The following is a 16,779-nucleotide window of genomic DNA, read 5'->3' on the forward strand; positions in this document are numbered from 1 at the left end:
CGCCGTGTACTTGTTCTTCCTTCTGTTGGTGAAAAACGTATCGAAGAGTTTTCTCCGGGAACAAACGTATCCCTCTCACAGGTTGTTCGCGGTCTTGCTGACCAGTGTGACGTGAACCTTGTGATTAGTGAAAACAAGCAAAAAATTGCAACAACAACAGTAACAACAAGCTTTAAAAACATCTCTTGTAGTGATGCTTTTGAGGCGGTTCTTGCTCCACATGGTATGAGCCTTGTTGATCGTGGTGACTTTTTCTCAATTGGTGGATTCCCAATTCGTGAGTGGGTTGTTGATTTGCATGAGCCTGTTCGTGAAGAGAGTCGTGTTGTAAGCTATGCCTCTGAGTTTGGTGGTACTGCTGCTGAGGATGAAGGGGGGGCAACATCCACAATTGGTGGAAGTGCGAATGTTGAAGTCACATATTCTCGTGATCTTTGGCATGAAATGTACCAAAACTTAACAGACCTTATTGATATGTCTTGTGAGCCGAATTCAGCGGTTTCTTCACCTGTTAATAGTGATGGGCTTCTTGCCCCCCCAACTGAAACAGCTTTGATTCCCCTCGAGGATACAAGTTCAAGTGATGATAGCAGTAGTGAAGATAGTGAAGGTACGACACAGGATGGTGGTTCTGTTGAGTGTGGTTATGTACGTGTAAACAGATCTGTTGGTCTTGTGCAAATGCGTGCGCCACAAAGTACAATTGATGAAGCTGATGAAATTGTTAAACGTATCCAGGATATTGCAAGTCGTCGCCTTATGGTTGAAGCTCGCGTAATTGCAGTTGCTAAGACACGTGACTTTGAGAGTGGTGCTAGGTTTGGTACGAGTGTTGAATCTTTAGGAGAAGCTGGTCGTGTTGGCCTAGGTTACGAGCCAGGAGTAAATTCATTTACTCAACAAATGTCTAACATCGATGCAAATGGTAACTTTATTTCAAGTATTACAGGTCGTATTGCTCAACTTATTGATACATCTGGCGGTGTGTTTACACATAGAGGCAGTAACCTTGATGCTGCTGTAAGGCTTGTAGAAAGCTTTGGTACAACCTACCAGCTTATGCAGCCAACAATTGAGGTGATGGACCGTCAAACAGCAACTTTGATTGATGGACGTAATGAACGTTACTTTATTCGCGAAGGTTCTGTTGAGACAGATGATAGTGGTATTACAACACGTAATGTGACATCAAATGAACGTGTGCAGTTTGTGGGACTCCAATTTAGCGTTACAGCTCAAGTTGCAGAAGAAGGGGATGCTCACACAGTTTCTCTTCAAATTCCAATGACAGATATTGTACGCTTTGAGAGCATTACAAACACATTTGATGGTGAAGACTTTACAGACCGTATTCCAATTGCGACAACTCGCCTCATTGACCAGAAGGTACGTGTGCGCGACGGTGAAGTCAAAGTTATTGGTGGTTTGACCCGTACCGTCGCTGTTGATAATGAATCTGGAATTCCTTTACTGAAAGATCTTCCTGTTGCAGGAAAGGCACTGAGCGAAGAGGATATCTCTTATGAAGAGGTTGAATTCCTTGTTCTTTTACAAGTCAGACGTTTACAATAAAGCCATTAATGTGATGCTTCATAAGCTCACGGGTAGAAATATTTTTAACTTTAGGGGAATTTTAAATGACTCATTCTAAAAAACAAATGAATGCTGGTTACACGATTGATCAGACGATTCTTATCATCGCGATTATTGCGATCTTGATTACAATTATTATTGCAACAGTTGGTTGGGACCTTCTACAACGTGCTGGTGGTGCAAAAGTTGCTTCTCATCTGCGCCAAGTTGAGGGCGCTATTGGTGAGTTTTACTCTCGCCATGAACTCTGGCCACATGAAGCTCAAGCTGCACCAACTAACGCCAACAACGCACGTATCTTAAACGTTGCTAGTGTAGGTAACGCTGGTGGCTTCCAAGCCGCTGAACACAAAGCTGCCCTACCTGCATACGTTGATAACGCTGCCGGTCTAGAGCACGGTCTGGGTAACACTGCTGCAGGTTTCCTAACACTTGCTGTTGAATCGGGCCCGATTGCTGGTTCTGTTTGTGACCGTACAAACGTTGCTGAGAGTGTTTACGTAATCACAATGGCTGACCTAACACTTGATGAGGTTGTACGTGCTGACGCTTCTCTGGATGGTGGTGATGGTAACGCCGCTGGTCGTCTACGCTGGCCTGCTGCTGCGACAGCCAACGATGCTGACATTACTTTCTGTGGTAACAGATTCTAATTTAGAGTCTCGTTAATGACAGAAGAAAAACAAGATCCAAAAATCTCCCCAGAGCAAAGCTCTGGGGAGGCTTTTGTTGATAATAGTCAGTTTGAGAACTGGCTCGAAGAAGAAGTGGTTGCTTCTCCTTCTTCAGCACGAGAAGCTGATGTTCAGGATTCTGGTGTACCATCAGAACCTCTTACTCTTAAAAAGCCATCAGAAGATGTTTTAGAAAGCCTTATGAATCGCCGTCAGGTGAAAAAACCATCAGGTTCTGTAAAATCTCTTTTCCCAGCTATTGAAGGTGACTCTGTGTTAGAGCCTAAGGCTGAAGCACCTAAGGAAGAGCCTAAAGTTGAGGAAAAAGCCTCCCCGAAGCCTCTTTTCTCTCGTAAGAAAAGCAATTTTGATAAAATTGATGAATCACAAATTGCCGATCCTAAAGAAGAAGAGGTTAAGATTGAGTCAGCAAATGACTTTTATAAGCGAGCTCTTCAACTTATTTATAAGTCAGAAGACTTGGGTGTTGATGCAACAGCAAAGGCAAACTTATCTGAGGCTTTGCGTGAGAACAAAATTCCTCAGCTTGCTGTGAGGGAACTTGTTGCAAATAAGGTTATTAATAACATTCAGCTTGCTCGTGCAATGGCGCGTACACGTAATCGACGTGAAATTATGTCTTTCTTGGATGTGCCGCCAGAAGCGCTAGATTTAAAATCAAGCCTTGATAGGCGTATTTTGGATGTGTTGCGAGAACCTCGTATCATCCCTCTTTGGAAAAAAGAGAATGATGGTTATACAGAGTTTCACTTAGCATATGACCAAGGCGTTAGAAATATTATGATTGAGTCTCAGCTGAGCGACATGATGCCAAGAACACGTTTCTTCTGGCACTTTGCGATGCGAGATGTTTGTGGTGCTTACTGGCTTTCTGGGTCAAATGATGAAAATATTGATTCAAACATGGAAGCTGAAGCGCTTCTTGACCGTATTGTTGCGACCGCAATTGATGCACGTTCATCTGATATTCACATTGACCCCAATATTCGTGGAGAACTTAAAGCTGTATTGAAATACCGTATTGATGGTGCTGTACAGTCTAAAGAGGTGATCACGCAGGATCAGCTTGAGAAGTTGAAAGTTCGTATTGAAAACTTAGCACGTATGCCAAAGGTTAACCAAAACCACCCCAACAAAGGTGCGTTTTCACGTGCAGGTTTTGACTGGCGTGTTCAAATTCAGCCCCATTCTGGTCGTCAAGGAGCAGTACCTCGTATCGTTATTCGTCGTTTACAGCCAGACGTGATGCCGATGGAAACACTGGGTTACCCTGAGTACTTTATTGAAAAAATTAAATCTGCAGCCTCTGCTGCAAACGGTGTCATCTTTTGGACGGGACCTACAGGTTCTGGTAAAACAGAGTCAATTCACTCGGCTGTTGTGAGTGTAAACCCAATGGGGCGCGGCCTGAGTGTTCATACAATTGAAGATCCTCCAGAGAAACGTGTACCAGGATATGCGGTACAAATGGAAATCTCAGATATGGATGATGCACGTAGCGGAATGGAGCTCTTGAAGTCTTCTTTGCGTGCTGACCCTGATGTTATTATCTTTGGTGAGGTTCGTGACCAAGAAATGGCTGAGCTTGTATTTGAAGCAGCTAACACGGGTCACCTTGTGTTTACAACCCTTCACACCAATACAGCTATTGATGCGATTTCAAGGCTTACAGAACTTGGTATTAATGGGTTCCTTCTGTCATATATTCGCGGTATTACTGCTCAGCGCCTTGTGCGTCGCCTATGTACACACTGTCGTGTGCCTGTAGAAGAAGCTGATGAATATACACGCTATGTTTTTGAGCGCTATGAAGTGCCTATGGAGGGTGCGACTCTTTATAAGGCTAACCATGATGGCTGTCCGAGTTGTAACTATTCTGGTTACCATGGCCGTATTGCCATTGCGGAATGGCTTGTTCCGAATAAAGAGCTGATTGAAGCAACTGTTGATGAGCGTTTTGATGAGCTCGAAGATATTGCCAAAAGAGCTGGATGGTTGCCGATGGGTCACATGGGTACTCTACATATGAAGTACGGAATCACCGATGCAGAGGAATTAAGCGACAAGGTACTGGAGTTGTCTACCGAGATTTCCTAGAATGAAGTTAGGTTATAACTTTTATTTGAGGGAAGTCTTTACACCTTATGGGTATTGAAATTGGACGCACCAGTTTAGCGCTAGATGATCGGATTGAATTTTTCCGATCTCTTGCTTCATGGTTACAATCTGGTGGTGGTTCTATGCCTGTGCATGAGGCCCTCAAAAACACGTGTGACTCATTTTCTCGTGATGAATATCGCACACTAAAGTCTAAGTTTGATAAAATATATAATGAATTTCATTCTGGTCAAACAACGATTACAGCAGGTTTGCGTTCATCAAACTTAGGGTTTATGCACCAAGAACTTGCTATTTTAGATGCTGCTGAAAAAGCAAACCAGCTTCGTCTTGCTGTTCCTGCCCTTGTAGAAGCCCTTGAAATGCGTGCAAAGGCAACAAAAAGCCTAAAAGGTAAACTGACAATGCCACTTGTGGGTGGTTTTATGCTTATTCTTATGTCGATTGGTGTATTGGTATTTATGATGCCGACGGTTATGGAGCCTGTACTTTCACGTGATGCTTCAAAGGTTGATTCATTCCCGAGTATTATCCGTTACTATTGGTACCTTTCTGTTTGGATTAGGTCTAACCCTTGGATTGTGACAGGGTTCTTCTCTGCACCTATTCTTTTCTTCCTTTTGAGAAAGGTTTCATTTGTAAAGCCTCATTATGAAAAAATGATGATGGGTTTTGGCCCTGCTCGTAAAATTATTATCTCTTTTAACTCTGTATTGGTTGTGTACTTTATGCCTGCACTTGTACGTGCTGGCATGCCATTACCAGAGGTATTAAAAGCGATTGCAGAACTTTTAGATAACTCAAAAATTAAAGGTATTTTTAGCCGAGCTGCCATTGATCACGAACAAGGATACCGCCTTGGTGAAGTTTTAGAGGGTGTTCCTTTTAAAGGGGCCTTTAGAAGTGCTGTAGAGGCAGGAGAGAAAACAGGTATGATTGCAGAAAGGGTGGAAGATCTAAAGACACCATTTCTAAATGATTATGAACGTATTGTTAAGAAAAGTGTATCAGCACTTATGATGATTGTTATGGGGCTTCTTATGCCAATGTTCCTTATGAGTATGTACACAACTCTTGTAACCCCGATGATTGCACTGATGGAGTACTCATAAAATGTTTTTAATTTCATCCGCCGGAGTTCACGTTCCATTACCTGATAAAGGTGATGCAGTCGGCATGTTTGTGCCCAATAATGCTGTGACACGCCGCTATAATGATATTCAAAACCCTTCAAAAGGTGCTGTGAAATCTCGCGTAGGGCTAGATGGTGCTGAGCAACCGCTATGGCGTATGTTTGAGGATAGAAGTGTAGAGTTTTATGGATCTGTTAACGAGAGTGTAACAGAGCGCCGTTCTTCTGTTTCTGTTTACTTACCAAAAGATTTCCTTCCAGAAGGTTATAGTGTTTTTTACTACGTGTTTAACGATCGTTGGGTCGTATATGGTGAGCGAATTCTATCTGATGAAGGTGTTGCCAGTTGGGTTTATACGAAGTTTGATGCAGATGGTGAGGACCTCGCAGACTTTTTAATTGGGACAATTTCTGACCGCCTTGTAAAAGGGGTGAGGGAGCGTATTTGTGTTGCCGTTGAAAACTGCCCTCAATCTGAAGGCAACTTAAAGGATAACTTAGAACCTTTTGATATTGAGGTTATGCCATTTTCAAGCCTCAAAGTTGCTAAAGTTAAGCCTGTTTACCAGCATAGAGACTTTGGTCTTGTTATGCTTTTAGGTTTTTTGTGCGGTTTTATTATGATGGCAGCAGCAACAGGTATTTTTGCAAAAAGTTACTTTGAGCTGACCTCTGTTGAAGAAGAAAATGCCATGATTAGAGGCCAGATTCGTGAAATGCAGAGGCAGATGGTTCTGGGACAGATTGCAGATCCTGATTCAGTACTAAAGCTAATTAAACAGGAAAAGACAGTTAAACCTTCTTCACTGATTCATGAAACAGGTACGATTGCAGCAATGTTTGGCAATTTGGAAGAAATGAAAGTTTCTTATCAGGATGTAAATGGTAGAGTTAGTCAGGGTGGCGGTAAAGCTGTTCCTGGAATTCTTGGTTATAGAAATAATAAAGAAATTTTAACAATTGCTACTGTTGGTACAGAGACGCCCCAAATGCTTGTAGACCAAGAAAGGGTGGCGGCTTCTGTTTTGAAAAATAGAGAGCATGTGAGAGAGATTACAAGAACCAGCTCGGATATGGCGACGCTAGATCTGTCTATTAAAATGCAACTGGGGGCACAAAAATGACGCGTTCAGGTTTTAGACGGTTATGGATTTTAGTGCTTGTGGTGCTTATGGGGGCTTCATACCTGATTTATAATAAAACATCAGATAAGCAGCTTCAAATTAACTCGCAGTTACAAACTAAAAAGCTTCTTATTTTGCAGCGCGAATCAATTCAATCAATGGCTGAAAAGCTAAAGTATATTGATGAGCTAACACTTCATGAGCAAGATGCGACGCGTTTGGATATTTTGAAGTTCCTATCCCTTGAAGAAGATCGATCTTTTGAGTTTGTTCCTGGAACAAAAATATATTTGCCAGTAGGGAGTGTTCAAATTTATGAGCGTGGGTTTGATCTAAAAGGAACGATGCCATACAAGCAAATGCAAAAGAAGCTAGATGAACTTTATGAAAATGAGCGCATTGTTCTGAAAGATATTGAAATTGAGCATGTTGATGAACCAGGCTCACTTGTTCGGGTTAAGGTTGCAGCCAAAATGTTTGCTCTAGATAAAGGGCAAGCCTATAAGAGAAATATTATTAGGAGAAAGAGATAATGCTTCGTAAAGTATGTTTGGTCGCAGTATTTACCTGTTATGCTGCCTCTTCTTTCTCTCAATCTGCTGAGCCGTTTTGGCGTGTACTTGCGGATGAAACAGACGTTTCGATGCCTGCTTACAATGGAGAAAGATCCCCGTTTCCTTACGTAGAGCCTCCAAAGGTAGAAATTGTTGAAGTTTTTAAAGAGCCAGAAATTATTTATGATCCGAGCTTGATTGAACGTGAGGCGCGCAATAAAAAAGCCGCAGAAATTTTAGCTGAAATTAGAGATATCCTTCTTTCAGAGACAGCCTTCAATCCTGATTTGAGTAATGTTGTTGTCAGTGGTGTTATTAAAGGTGAAAGAGGTAACTCTGCGCTGATTGATAACCAGTGGGTCGGGTCTGGAGAAGAGCTTAAAGTTCCCGTTCAGGCTGTAGACCGTCTTGTTGGCCTTGTCGGCTACTTGAGATCTTTGAGCCCTGATCTATCTGAGAGCGTTCAGCAGAAAATTGATATTAAGCTTGCTGAGATTGGAAGGTTTAAACTTCGTTTAGATCGTATTGAAGAGAGAAGTGTTGTTTTTAAAGATAACAATAACAAAACATATGTCATTTTATTTGAGCATATGAGTTAGTGTGAAACCTCATAAATACTAGGGTAAAAGGAGGTTTTTTGTGCAAGTTATCTATATCATGGGCGTATTTATGTTTGTATTCTCTATTGTTATGGGGCTTACAACCACTTTGACGCGTTCCGCTATGCAGAATAAACTTGATAGTATTGCTCAAGTTGAGAGCATGTTTTTAGATATTGAGCGCGGCACAAATAATGGTATTTTAGCCAATCAAGCTGATCTTAGATATCTTCACAACCATTTTCGAAATGGTGTTTCGAATGAATTTTCACAAAATGCGACAACGCGGGCAGCTAGAGATGGCTTTAATGCGGCCCTTCTCGACTATGTAAACTGGAGTGAAGATCAGTTACGTACTGACCCTTGGGGGACGCCTATGCGCGTTTATTACTCAACAAGCTATAGATTTTTAGATGCAGGTGTGCAGGCGCCTATTACAACATTTGCATATATTTCTGCAGGTCCTAACAAAGGGTTTGAGGCTTCATCAACGCTGGCAACTGTGAATACCAATAATATTACAGCAATGGAGGTCTCTGCTGGTTCAGATGATATTCTGTATGTGTTTAGCACGTATGATGCAATGGCGAGAACGTGGAATATTTTAACAAAGGCAGTGGATGGTGTGATTGGTCTTATTCAAACGGACTATTCAGATCAATATGCGGAATTTTTACCACAAATTGAAACCTATAACGCGGGGCGTTTTGCTGCAGATCCAACATTTGGCTTTGATAACGCAAGTTTAAATGAGTGGTTGACGGCTCCATCACTTACAGGTCTAGCAGGGTACCCAACATTACCAGACGGAACGGCTGGCGTTGCAGCTGTTGGTGGGTCGGTATACTTTAATGGAGCACCGCTTTTTAATATTACGCCACCTGCTAATGTTGTGACGATTAACAGAACAAATGCATTTACTGCTCAAGTGGGAATTAATCTGTCTGCAGCAGGTGCGCCAGCACTTATTGGGTGGAATATTAACTATATGCGTACGATTGATGGACGCTCAATTGTTTCAAACTAAGGGGTAGGGTTTTGAAAGATATGCAAAAGAAAAGCGCAGGTTTTACACTGCCAGAGATGATTCTAGTTGTTGTGGTTTTGGGGATTTTCTTAACGATGGTTTTTCCAGATATTACAAGGCTGATACAGTTTAATGCCGCTAAAATTCAAGAAGCAAACATGAAAGACATTCAGCTTGCTGTTGAGGCGCGTGCAAAAGACGCTGATGCAATTCGTGCTGATGGTGCTGTACTTACAGATGTAAGCAATACCTTGATTAACTATCTAAGTCCTTACACGCGACTCCCAAGGAACCGTATTGCTGAAGATGAGTGGGGGCAGCCACTTCTGTTAGAACATGCTGTTGCTTTTGATACATACCGAGGTGTTTCTATTACTGTAAACTACTTTGCAGCCCTTTCAACTGGGGTAAATAAAGCACGTGATACGGCGCAAGGTACAGCTTTCCCTGGTGCTGGTGGGTTTGGCGCAAACTTAACGGCTGCAAACTACGCTAACCTTGCCGCTGCTGGTGATGATTACCTTATTAAATTTACAGATTACCCGCAAAAAATTGCGGTTATTGATGACGCGGTGAAGAAGTTAGAGGCTATTGAGAGGCGTTTGGAAGCTTACGCTGAAGCGCGTTTTGCCGAATATATTACAGTGAAAGAAAACTGGTGTACAACGGCACCTCGTACGACGACATACAGTAACGATCTTCTGGCGTGTTATGCAGGTGAGTTTGCCGCAGGTAATCAGCAAGATGAAAACAAGATTGTATTTTACCCTGCCGACCAAGTGGATAGTAACAACTCTCGAAGAAACGTTTATGGACGTAGTGCTGGCCCAGGGTCTGATCGTACCAACACGGCTTATGCAACAAACCTTACATTTACTGATGGTGTAGACGTTGCTGCAAACTCTATTGCTGAATTTAATCCCCATACGGCGAATACAGAAAACTTTATTTCAAACTCACATAACGCAGCAAACCGAAACAACCGTGGGGCTGCAATGGTTAGGCTTATGCGCATTATTGGTCTGCCTGATGATTACTGTTGTACTTCAGACGGTGAACCTTTCTATTATTACTCACTTCCTGCAAATTCAGGATCAGATTGTGTGCGTGCGAACAGGCCTTGGCTTGGAGATATTAAGAAGCCACCAATTGTGAGCATTGAAGCACGATGCTAAGAGGTTAAAGGGGTAGCATATATGACATATCAGCAAAAAAACAAAGGCTTTACCCTTCCAGATGTAATTCTGGTGATGGCAATCCTTGCTGTGCTTATTACATCGCTTTACCCAAGTTTGAGCAGTTACTTGCTGAAAGGTAAAGAAAAGGAAGAGTTAAACAGGCAAATTGAGATTGTTGATGCGTTTGAGTCGTACTTAAGTGCTGTTGGAGAATTTCCAACACTTCCGGCAACTGCCAATATTTTGAATGCTCCTAACTTTAATAATGCTTGGACACGTGTCAGCACGGTATTTTCGAGTGATACAACTGTAACAAACCTTTCTTTAAGTGATATGCAAACGGATGAGTTTGATCAAACTCGTTTGCTCTTAACAGATACATCAACTGTAAACTTCGCAGGTGGAACATATAATGTCTACTACATTGCTGTAGTCTCTCTTGGAGCTGATGGATGTTTTGGTGTGGAAGCTAACCCTGCACCGCCTTGTGATAATGTAGCGCCAACAAGTCTTGCAGATGTTGATGGTGCGCCAGCCTTTACAATTAATGACTATGACTCTCTTGTTGCGGCAGCAGGCTCAGATGACATTATTACCAAATATACAGATGCCTCCGTTAAAACTCAGTCTTATAACTCGCTCCTCTTGCAGATTTCATCAATAGAAGAGGCTTTGGATCAGTTTGCTTATCAGACAAGGAAGCGTGCTGAAACAATTATTGAGCGAGAGTGTCAGGATAACCATGTGTCTCTCACATACTCAATATATAACTGTTATTCAGATATTAGAACCAACACTGCGCCAGGGAATGCTGTGGCAACTGTTATGCCGGATACTCAGATATTTGTTCCACCTTCAACAGGTGAGGTTATGGCAGACTATGATGTTGTTTTGTTAGGGAGTCGATATATTCAGGACGAAGTAAGAACGGCGACTGGTGCTGTGGGTACGTTGCGTAACCGTATTTATAATACAGATGGCGCAAGCCAAGCTATTATTCGTAACCGTAAAGATGGTATGGTCGCTCTTATGTCTATTTTGGGTCTTCCAAGCCGTTATTGTTGTAATCCACTGGATAAATATTTTGATCATACGACAAGGAAATGGGAAAAAATGCCATTATTTTACCAATCTAACCCGCGTCGTGTGAGTGTTGCTCCTTAAAGATGTTTGATTTATTGCTTCAGGAATTTCCACTATATGGAGCGTTTGCTCTGTTCGCTTTCGGCACTATTATGGGATCTTTTATACATTGTATGGGGTATCGGGTGGCTATAGGTATGAGCTTGCGCACCCCTCCAAGCCAATGTGGCTCCTGTGGACGAACGCTTAAGGCAATCGATTTAATACCAGTTATTTCTTACCTTATGTTTCGTGGTAAATGTCGTAAGTGTGGTGCACGATTCTCTATTATTTATGTTGTGATTGAGGTTTTGGCAGGTGCCGGCTATCCGGTTATATATTTTGCGACACATAGTTTTGTGTGGGCTTCAATTACTGTGGCATTTTGGTGGCTGGCTCTTTATAGGTTTTCATATCTTTTGCATAAAAAGACAGCGATTCATCAGGAATAAGTAGTCAAAACGTATAATCTTGCGTATTCTACAGATAATAAAAACAAAATTTAGGACGTCGGATTTTTAAATCATGACTATGCCTTATCGTAAGTTTCTATGGGTAACTACGCCTATGATGGCGTCTGTTTGGCTATTGGCGGGGTGTGGAGCCCCTATTGATGCTGCCTCTAATACTGGAGAGGTTTCTCCAAATATTTCTTTTGTAAATAAGGGCGCTGTTCAGGGTGAAGTTGTTGGACAAACTCAAATTACAGCAACACCTAAAAAGCCATCAATCCAAGATTACTCTAAATATTATTTTGAAAACGAAGTTGTTTTCGATATTGAGCCTACAATTCAAAAAGGCAAAATTTTCATGCGTAAAACGCAAGATGCAGCACCTCCAAGAGAAGTTGTTGCAGAAACTGAACGTTTGAAGCAAGAAGTGGGCGCTTTAAAGAGCCAATTTGCAGCAACGCAAGATGCATATCAGCGTGAACGTGCGGAGACGCTTGCCGGGTTTAATAACAAACTTCAAAGAATGTCTGACGCAAGTGCTAAAGAAATTCAAATGCTCTTTGATGCAAACGCCAAAGAACGCCAGGCCCTTGTGGGTGAAATCTCTGGTCTTAAATCTAACCTGAGGCAGGTTGAGGCTTCAAAGCAGGTTCTTAAAGATGAGATTGCAGCTCTTGCACAAAAACAAGAGCTGGATAAGCGTATTAATGAAGAACGTCGTCAGGCTGCTAGAGATGCGCGTGCAGAATCTTTCATGGAAGAGCTTGAGATTCGTAAGAAGCTTGATGAAATTCGCCGTCATGAACTTTTACAAACAGCTGAGCTTCAAAAACGTAGTGCTCTTGATAATGAGCGTAGGCTTGCCATGCTTGAATCTGAGCGTAAAAGTCTGATTGGTAAAATTACAGATCTTGAAGGTGAGTTGACGCAGTTTGCTCGTGAAGATGATGTTCTGCAAACATCAAAATCATTTGAAACAATGGTGGCAAGTTTAAGCAAGCAACTTGATATTCTTGGCGCAGATGCAGTACGCCGTAGCGAGTTTGCCTTGTCTGATACTTGGACAAGAGAGGCGCTTAATAAGCTTTCTTACACCATTGATGGTTTAGAAACTGCAGCAGCGAGAAAAGATGATATTCAAGCACAGAATCGTGCGATTGAAGGTCGTCTTCTTGCAATGCAAAACCATATTGAAGGTGTAAAAGCTTTTGCGGATAAAAACCGTGAAATGACTTATGAGCAGCGCCGTGTTGTTGATCGCGTAACGGCCTTATCTAAAGGCATTGATGCGATTCAATATCAGCTAGATAGTCAAAATAGTGTTTCTGCGGCCGCACAAACAGCTCTTCAAGCTCAGCTTGCGAGCTTGAATAATGAATTTACAGAGCTGCGTAAGGTTTCTGCAAGTAAAGGTGATGTTGGTGCGACACGTGCACTTGTTGAAGCACGTGCAAATCACTTGAATGAGAGTATTGCTCTTCTACAAAACCAAGTTCTTTCTGGTCAGTCGATGGATCAACGTGCGCAAAGTGCCCTTGATGAAAAAATTCATGAGGTTGGTATTGAAATTACAGCTCTAAATGCGGCTGTTGATTACATGAAAGATGGTCTTGACGATGGGTTGGGTCAGACACGTGCACTACGTGACTCTATTCAAAACCAGCTTGCGAGCTTGAATGATGAGTTTACAGCGCTTCGTCAAATTTCAGCGACGAAGAGTGATATTGATGCGGCAAGAGAGCTTGTGAATACACAGCTTGCAGCAAGTCAAAATGCACTTGATGCAACAAATGCTCTTATGATTGTGACGTCTGACGGTATTAATGAGAGTTTGAATATGGTTCAGGAGCAGATGGAGCGCGATCGTTTGCGTGATGCTGATGCGCGTCTAGCTCTTAACCGTGAGCTTTCACGTGTGGGTACAGATATTCAGGCACTAAGAACTCACTTTGATTATGTTCAAGGTCAAGGCGATGTACGTTTTGATAACTACGTTAAATCACAAGCAGGTTTACAGCAAAAATTAGATAGCTTTACAGATGAGCTACACGCTCTTAGAGCTGCTGCTGCACAAAAGAGTGATGTAGATAATGCGACGACAATGGTTGAAGAGAGGCTTGCTGCCCTTCAAAGCGATATTGGTGCTGTAAAGGCTGATATGGCAAGTAAAGTTGACCTAGATGCTTTGAAGTCAGATCTTGAAGAGAAAATCTTCTCAATTAAGAACTCTGCAGGCTTTACACGTAACAGCGCGGATCTTTTGGAGCAGCGCACACAGTTTGAAGCTGTACAAAATGGTGAAAATATCAGCTCTGAGAACCTAAGGGTTGCTATCCTTCAGCCCCCGTCAGTGAATGGTGATATTACAAATGATATTCATGTAACACATTTGCCAGAGGGATATGTCGCTGAAACCTCAATGGAGAACTGGATTGATTTGCAGGACTACCAAGTTGTTGTGCACGCTGAAAATGATACTCTGGAAGATATTCTTGGGGATGTGCTCCACTCTGCAACGCCGTTTACAGGTAAGTGGGAGTTGAAGTGGAAGTTGAGATCTGAAAACCAAGATATTTTGAATGAGAAATTCAGTTTAAATGCTGAAACATCCTTTGCAGACTTTGCAAATTACATTTCTAGCTATATGTTTAACTACCGTGGATTTAAACTTTCTTTCAATATGTTTGATAAAGAACGAATTGTATTGGTAACTGACAGTGAATAGCATGTTTAAAAAATCTGTATGTATGACAGCTTTGGTGCTGCTTTCTGGCTGTGGTGGGGTCTCTATTGCTCCCCATAAAATGGTAAGTGAGGCCAAGCCTCGTGAACATAAATATGGTGGTGGTATTCTTGTTGCTGAATCTGAGATTGTTGAATACGAGCACTCAAAAACAGAGTATAAAGACTGCGATAATACATTACCTTTAGAAATTGCAGTACAAAGTAGTACGTCTAGGCATGCTGAGCTTTATGAATCAGCAAGAGAGCACTGTGGTCACGCAGAAATTATTTTTGATGGCCAAACTCCAGAAGGGCAACGATCTGCGGACCCTGCCATTCAGATTAAGTTTACAGACTTTAAGGGGGCACCAATTCAAAGCCAAACTAAGTCTAAAAATATTGTTATTGCCCTTGAGGGTGAAGAGGCTGTTCTTCCGAGTGACTTTTCTCTAAAGCCACAAACCCAAGCAGCTAAGGTACAGATTGCACGTAATACAGCAGATCCTTACACAAAGACTGTGAGTGATTGGCAGGAAAATCGTGAACGCACACTTCTTTTAAAAGAATCTGAAAAGCTGCTGGCTAACGTGAGAGATCTTGATCGTATGAAAGACACTGCAATTATTGCAGCTCACCAAAAAGAGATTCAGCGCTTGCTTGCAAAGTTGCGTAACCTTGAGGTTGAGGATGAATCTAAGCAGGAACGCAATGAAGAAGCCCTTGCGATGCTTGATAAAACACGCCTTGAGTCAGAAGCGCGTCGCCGTCAACAAGAGCAGGAACATAGCCACCTACGTTCTAAGCTTGAAGAGCAAGCAGCTCGTATTATTGAGCTAGAGAAGCAAAAACAAGCTATGGATCATCAGATGGCGCGTAAGCAAGATGTTTACACACAGCAGCTTGAGCGCTTGAGTACGGATCTAAAGATTGCTGAGGCTATGGCAGAGAAAGGCCGACAAGAGCTTGTTTTGGAGGCAGCGTCTAAGATTGCTGAAGCTGAACGCCTAGCCTTTGCTGCTAAAATGCAAGAAAAGGCATCTATGGAGCGTGAGGCTGAGCGTCTGCGTGATGAGGCCGATAGTATTATGGCGCGTGCGCATACGCTATCAGGAGGTCGTCAGATTATTATTCCAGGGCTAACACCTCTTTCTAAGACAGTGTTTAACAGGTCTGAGGCTAAGCTGCTTTCAGGCACGACAGCTCTTGTTAATGAATGGACAGATATCCCTCTTGTAGATAGACAAGGAAACCTTCGATTAGAAGACATTGAGCTTGCCATCTATGAAGAAGATAAAACGATCCCAGAAATCCTAGAGAGTGTATTTACAGCCATTAATACACGTGCACCAGGGTGGCGCACTCAGTTTGAGCTTCCTGAGAATAGGAAGTACGTACTGGAAGAAAAGTGGACAATTGCGGCTGAGTCTCGTTTGGATGAGCTGTTAAGTTATATTGCAAACCGTGTAAAAACAGAACATGGTGTTCAGTTATCATTCCAACAGTTCGATGCAACGCAACTCCTTCTAGTAGGGGTTTGGGATAAGTAAGGCTGTTTGTGGCTAAAATGCGCCACTTCTTTTTTAAAGCAGCTGTTTTTTAAGGAAAAAATAAAAAAAATACACTTCATACTTGATTTTTGGGTGTGTGACTCCAATACTTTTACATGTAGGGAGAGCAAAACCTTAGGGTTATGCTTTGTTTAGGTAAAAACGAGGAAATATTAAAATGATTTCAAAAAAATTCTCAATGATGATGTTTGCTGGTCTTGTAGCAGTGCTATTTACACTGATGCCGGAAATGGCAAACGCGGCAACTGGTGATGATGCTCTTGGAGATATCCGTGATGTTATTGCTGGTAACGTTGGTACTCTAATTGGTCTTGGTATTGCACTATTAGGTCTGTACACATGGCTTGTACAGCAGTCTAGCTGGGGCGTTATCATGATTGTTGGTGGTGTTGCGATTACAGCATTCCCAGGTATCTTCAGTGGTATGCAGGACGGTTTTGCAACAATGTTTGCTGCGACTGGTGCGACAGACGATACTACGGCAATTCTTGATGCTGCAGCTGTGGCCAAGTAAGACTACATATAAAAAAGTGGCCGCTTGCGGCCACTTTTTTTTTGGCTTATAGTTAATTTATGAGTAGTACACGTCCCGTCCCTAGAAATATTGATAAGCCTAACCGTATGGCAGAGTACGTTGTTGCGTTCCTTGTGACATATTATGGTCTAATGTTTCTGATTCATAAGCCTTTTGTTTCTATTGGGGCAGGGGGGCTTGCTGTTTATGTAATGTATAAATTTACAGCAAACAAGCCTGAAGGAATGGCATTCCGTTGGTGGTATCGTTATTTTTCGATTGGTAAGATGGTGCCAAACCCAAAAAAAGCAAAAAAATTTGAAATTTAGCCCAATATCGGCGACACTATTTCCAATAATAAATAAAACTGGATTTCTGT

The 16,779-nt window shown here is 42.1% G+C and carries 15 protein-coding genes; all 15 read left to right on the top strand.

Annotated features, from left to right (window positions below; all coding sequences use genetic code 11):
* Nucleotides 1–1,572: hypothetical protein (locus VX730_04435; protein ID MEC9291630.1), on the top strand; the 1,572-nt coding region annotated here is incomplete at its 5' end.
* A gap of 65 nt (nt 1,573–1,637) precedes the next feature.
* Nucleotides 1,638–2,246 (top strand): hypothetical protein, encoded by a 609-nt coding sequence (locus tag VX730_04440; GenBank protein ID MEC9291631.1) that lies wholly within the window; start codon nt 1,638–1,640, stop codon nt 2,244–2,246.
* Between the two features lie 15 nt (nt 2,247–2,261).
* On the top strand, nt 2,262–4,385 hold the full coding sequence (locus VX730_04445; protein ID MEC9291632.1) for an ATPase, T2SS/T4P/T4SS family: 2,124 nt from the start codon (nt 2,262–2,264) through the stop codon (nt 4,383–4,385).
* Nucleotides 4,386–4,432: 47 nt separating this feature from the next.
* The gene (locus tag VX730_04450) at nt 4,433–5,518 is read left to right on the top strand and encodes a type II secretion system F family protein (GenBank protein MEC9291633.1); all 1,086 of its coding nucleotides are present in this window, start codon (nt 4,433–4,435) and stop codon (nt 5,516–5,518) included.
* A gap of 1 nt (nt 5,519) precedes the next feature.
* Nucleotides 5,520–6,662, top strand: coding sequence for a hypothetical protein (locus VX730_04455; protein MEC9291634.1), 1,143 nt, complete (start codon nt 5,520–5,522; stop codon nt 6,660–6,662).
* A complete protein-coding gene (locus tag VX730_04460) occupies nt 6,659–7,195 on the top strand; it encodes a hypothetical protein (protein MEC9291635.1) in 537 nt (178 codons plus the stop codon). The genes VX730_04455 and VX730_04460 overlap by 4 nt, the downstream gene beginning before the upstream one ends.
* On the top strand, nt 7,195–7,815 hold the full coding sequence (locus tag VX730_04465; protein ID MEC9291636.1) for a hypothetical protein: 621 nt from the start codon (nt 7,195–7,197) through the stop codon (nt 7,813–7,815). Before VX730_04460 ends, VX730_04465 begins: the two co-directional genes overlap by 1 nt.
* Nucleotides 7,816–7,855: 40 nt before the next feature.
* A complete protein-coding gene (locus tag VX730_04470; GenBank protein ID MEC9291637.1) occupies nt 7,856–8,842 on the top strand; it encodes a hypothetical protein in 987 nt (328 codons plus the stop codon).
* 20 nt (nt 8,843–8,862) lie between these two features.
* On the top strand, nt 8,863–10,017 hold the full coding sequence (locus VX730_04475; GenBank protein ID MEC9291638.1) for a type II secretion system protein: 1,155 nt from the start codon (nt 8,863–8,865) through the stop codon (nt 10,015–10,017).
* Between the two features lie 21 nt (nt 10,018–10,038).
* Nucleotides 10,039–11,184: a type II secretion system protein gene (locus tag VX730_04480; GenBank protein MEC9291639.1), complete on the top strand. Its 1,146-nt coding sequence runs from the start codon at nt 10,039–10,041 to the stop codon at nt 11,182–11,184.
* Nucleotides 11,185–11,186: 2 nt separating this feature from the next.
* Nucleotides 11,187–11,594, top strand: a complete 408-nt coding sequence (locus VX730_04485) for a prepilin peptidase (protein ID MEC9291640.1) — start codon at nt 11,187–11,189, stop codon at nt 11,592–11,594.
* Nucleotides 11,595–11,667: 73 nt separating this feature from the next.
* Entirely contained in the window at nt 11,668–14,319 is a 2,652-nt protein-coding gene (locus VX730_04490) for a hypothetical protein (protein MEC9291641.1), read from the top strand.
* A gap of 1 nt (nt 14,320) precedes the next feature.
* A complete protein-coding gene (locus VX730_04495; GenBank protein MEC9291642.1) occupies nt 14,321–15,865 on the top strand; it encodes a hypothetical protein in 1,545 nt (514 codons plus the stop codon).
* A gap of 178 nt (nt 15,866–16,043) precedes the next feature.
* Nucleotides 16,044–16,400, top strand: a complete 357-nt coding sequence (locus tag VX730_04500; protein MEC9291643.1) for a hypothetical protein — start codon at nt 16,044–16,046, stop codon at nt 16,398–16,400.
* A 59-nt stretch (nt 16,401–16,459) separates the two neighbouring features.
* The gene (locus VX730_04505) at nt 16,460–16,729 is read left to right on the top strand and encodes a hypothetical protein (GenBank protein MEC9291644.1); all 270 of its coding nucleotides are present in this window, start codon (nt 16,460–16,462) and stop codon (nt 16,727–16,729) included.
* Nucleotides 16,730–16,779 lie beyond the last annotated feature (50 nt).

The sequence above is a fragment of the Pseudomonadota bacterium genome, assembly GCA_036141575.1.
In the GTDB taxonomy this organism is placed as follows: domain Bacteria; phylum Pseudomonadota; class Alphaproteobacteria; order UBA2136; family JAPKEQ01; genus JAPKEQ01.

Bases quoted from the DNA above. Each gene is read 5' to 3' on its own strand.
- VX730_04440 (MEC9291631.1), top strand. From the start codon at position 1,638: ATGACTCATTCTAAAAAACAAATGAATGCTGGTTACACGATTGATCAG.
- VX730_04445 (MEC9291632.1), top strand. From the start codon at position 2,262: ATGACAGAAGAAAAACAAGATCCAAAAATCTCCCCAGAGCAAAGCTCT.
- VX730_04450 (MEC9291633.1), top strand. From the start codon at position 4,433: ATGGGTATTGAAATTGGACGCACCAGTTTAGCGCTAGATGATCGGATT.
- VX730_04455 (MEC9291634.1), top strand. From the start codon at position 5,520: ATGTTTTTAATTTCATCCGCCGGAGTTCACGTTCCATTACCTGATAAA.
- VX730_04460 (MEC9291635.1), top strand. From the start codon at position 6,659: ATGACGCGTTCAGGTTTTAGACGGTTATGGATTTTAGTGCTTGTGGTG.
- VX730_04465 (MEC9291636.1), top strand. From the start codon at position 7,195: ATGCTTCGTAAAGTATGTTTGGTCGCAGTATTTACCTGTTATGCTGCC.
- VX730_04475 (MEC9291638.1), top strand. From the start codon at position 8,863: ATGCAAAAGAAAAGCGCAGGTTTTACACTGCCAGAGATGATTCTAGTT.
- VX730_04480 (MEC9291639.1), top strand. From the start codon at position 10,039: ATGACATATCAGCAAAAAAACAAAGGCTTTACCCTTCCAGATGTAATT.
- VX730_04485 (MEC9291640.1), top strand. From the start codon at position 11,187: ATGTTTGATTTATTGCTTCAGGAATTTCCACTATATGGAGCGTTTGCT.
- VX730_04490 (MEC9291641.1), top strand. From the start codon at position 11,668: ATGACTATGCCTTATCGTAAGTTTCTATGGGTAACTACGCCTATGATG.
- VX730_04495 (MEC9291642.1), top strand. From the start codon at position 14,321: ATGTTTAAAAAATCTGTATGTATGACAGCTTTGGTGCTGCTTTCTGGC.
- VX730_04500 (MEC9291643.1), top strand. From the start codon at position 16,044: ATGATTTCAAAAAAATTCTCAATGATGATGTTTGCTGGTCTTGTAGCA.
- VX730_04505 (MEC9291644.1), top strand. From the start codon at position 16,460: ATGAGTAGTACACGTCCCGTCCCTAGAAATATTGATAAGCCTAACCGT.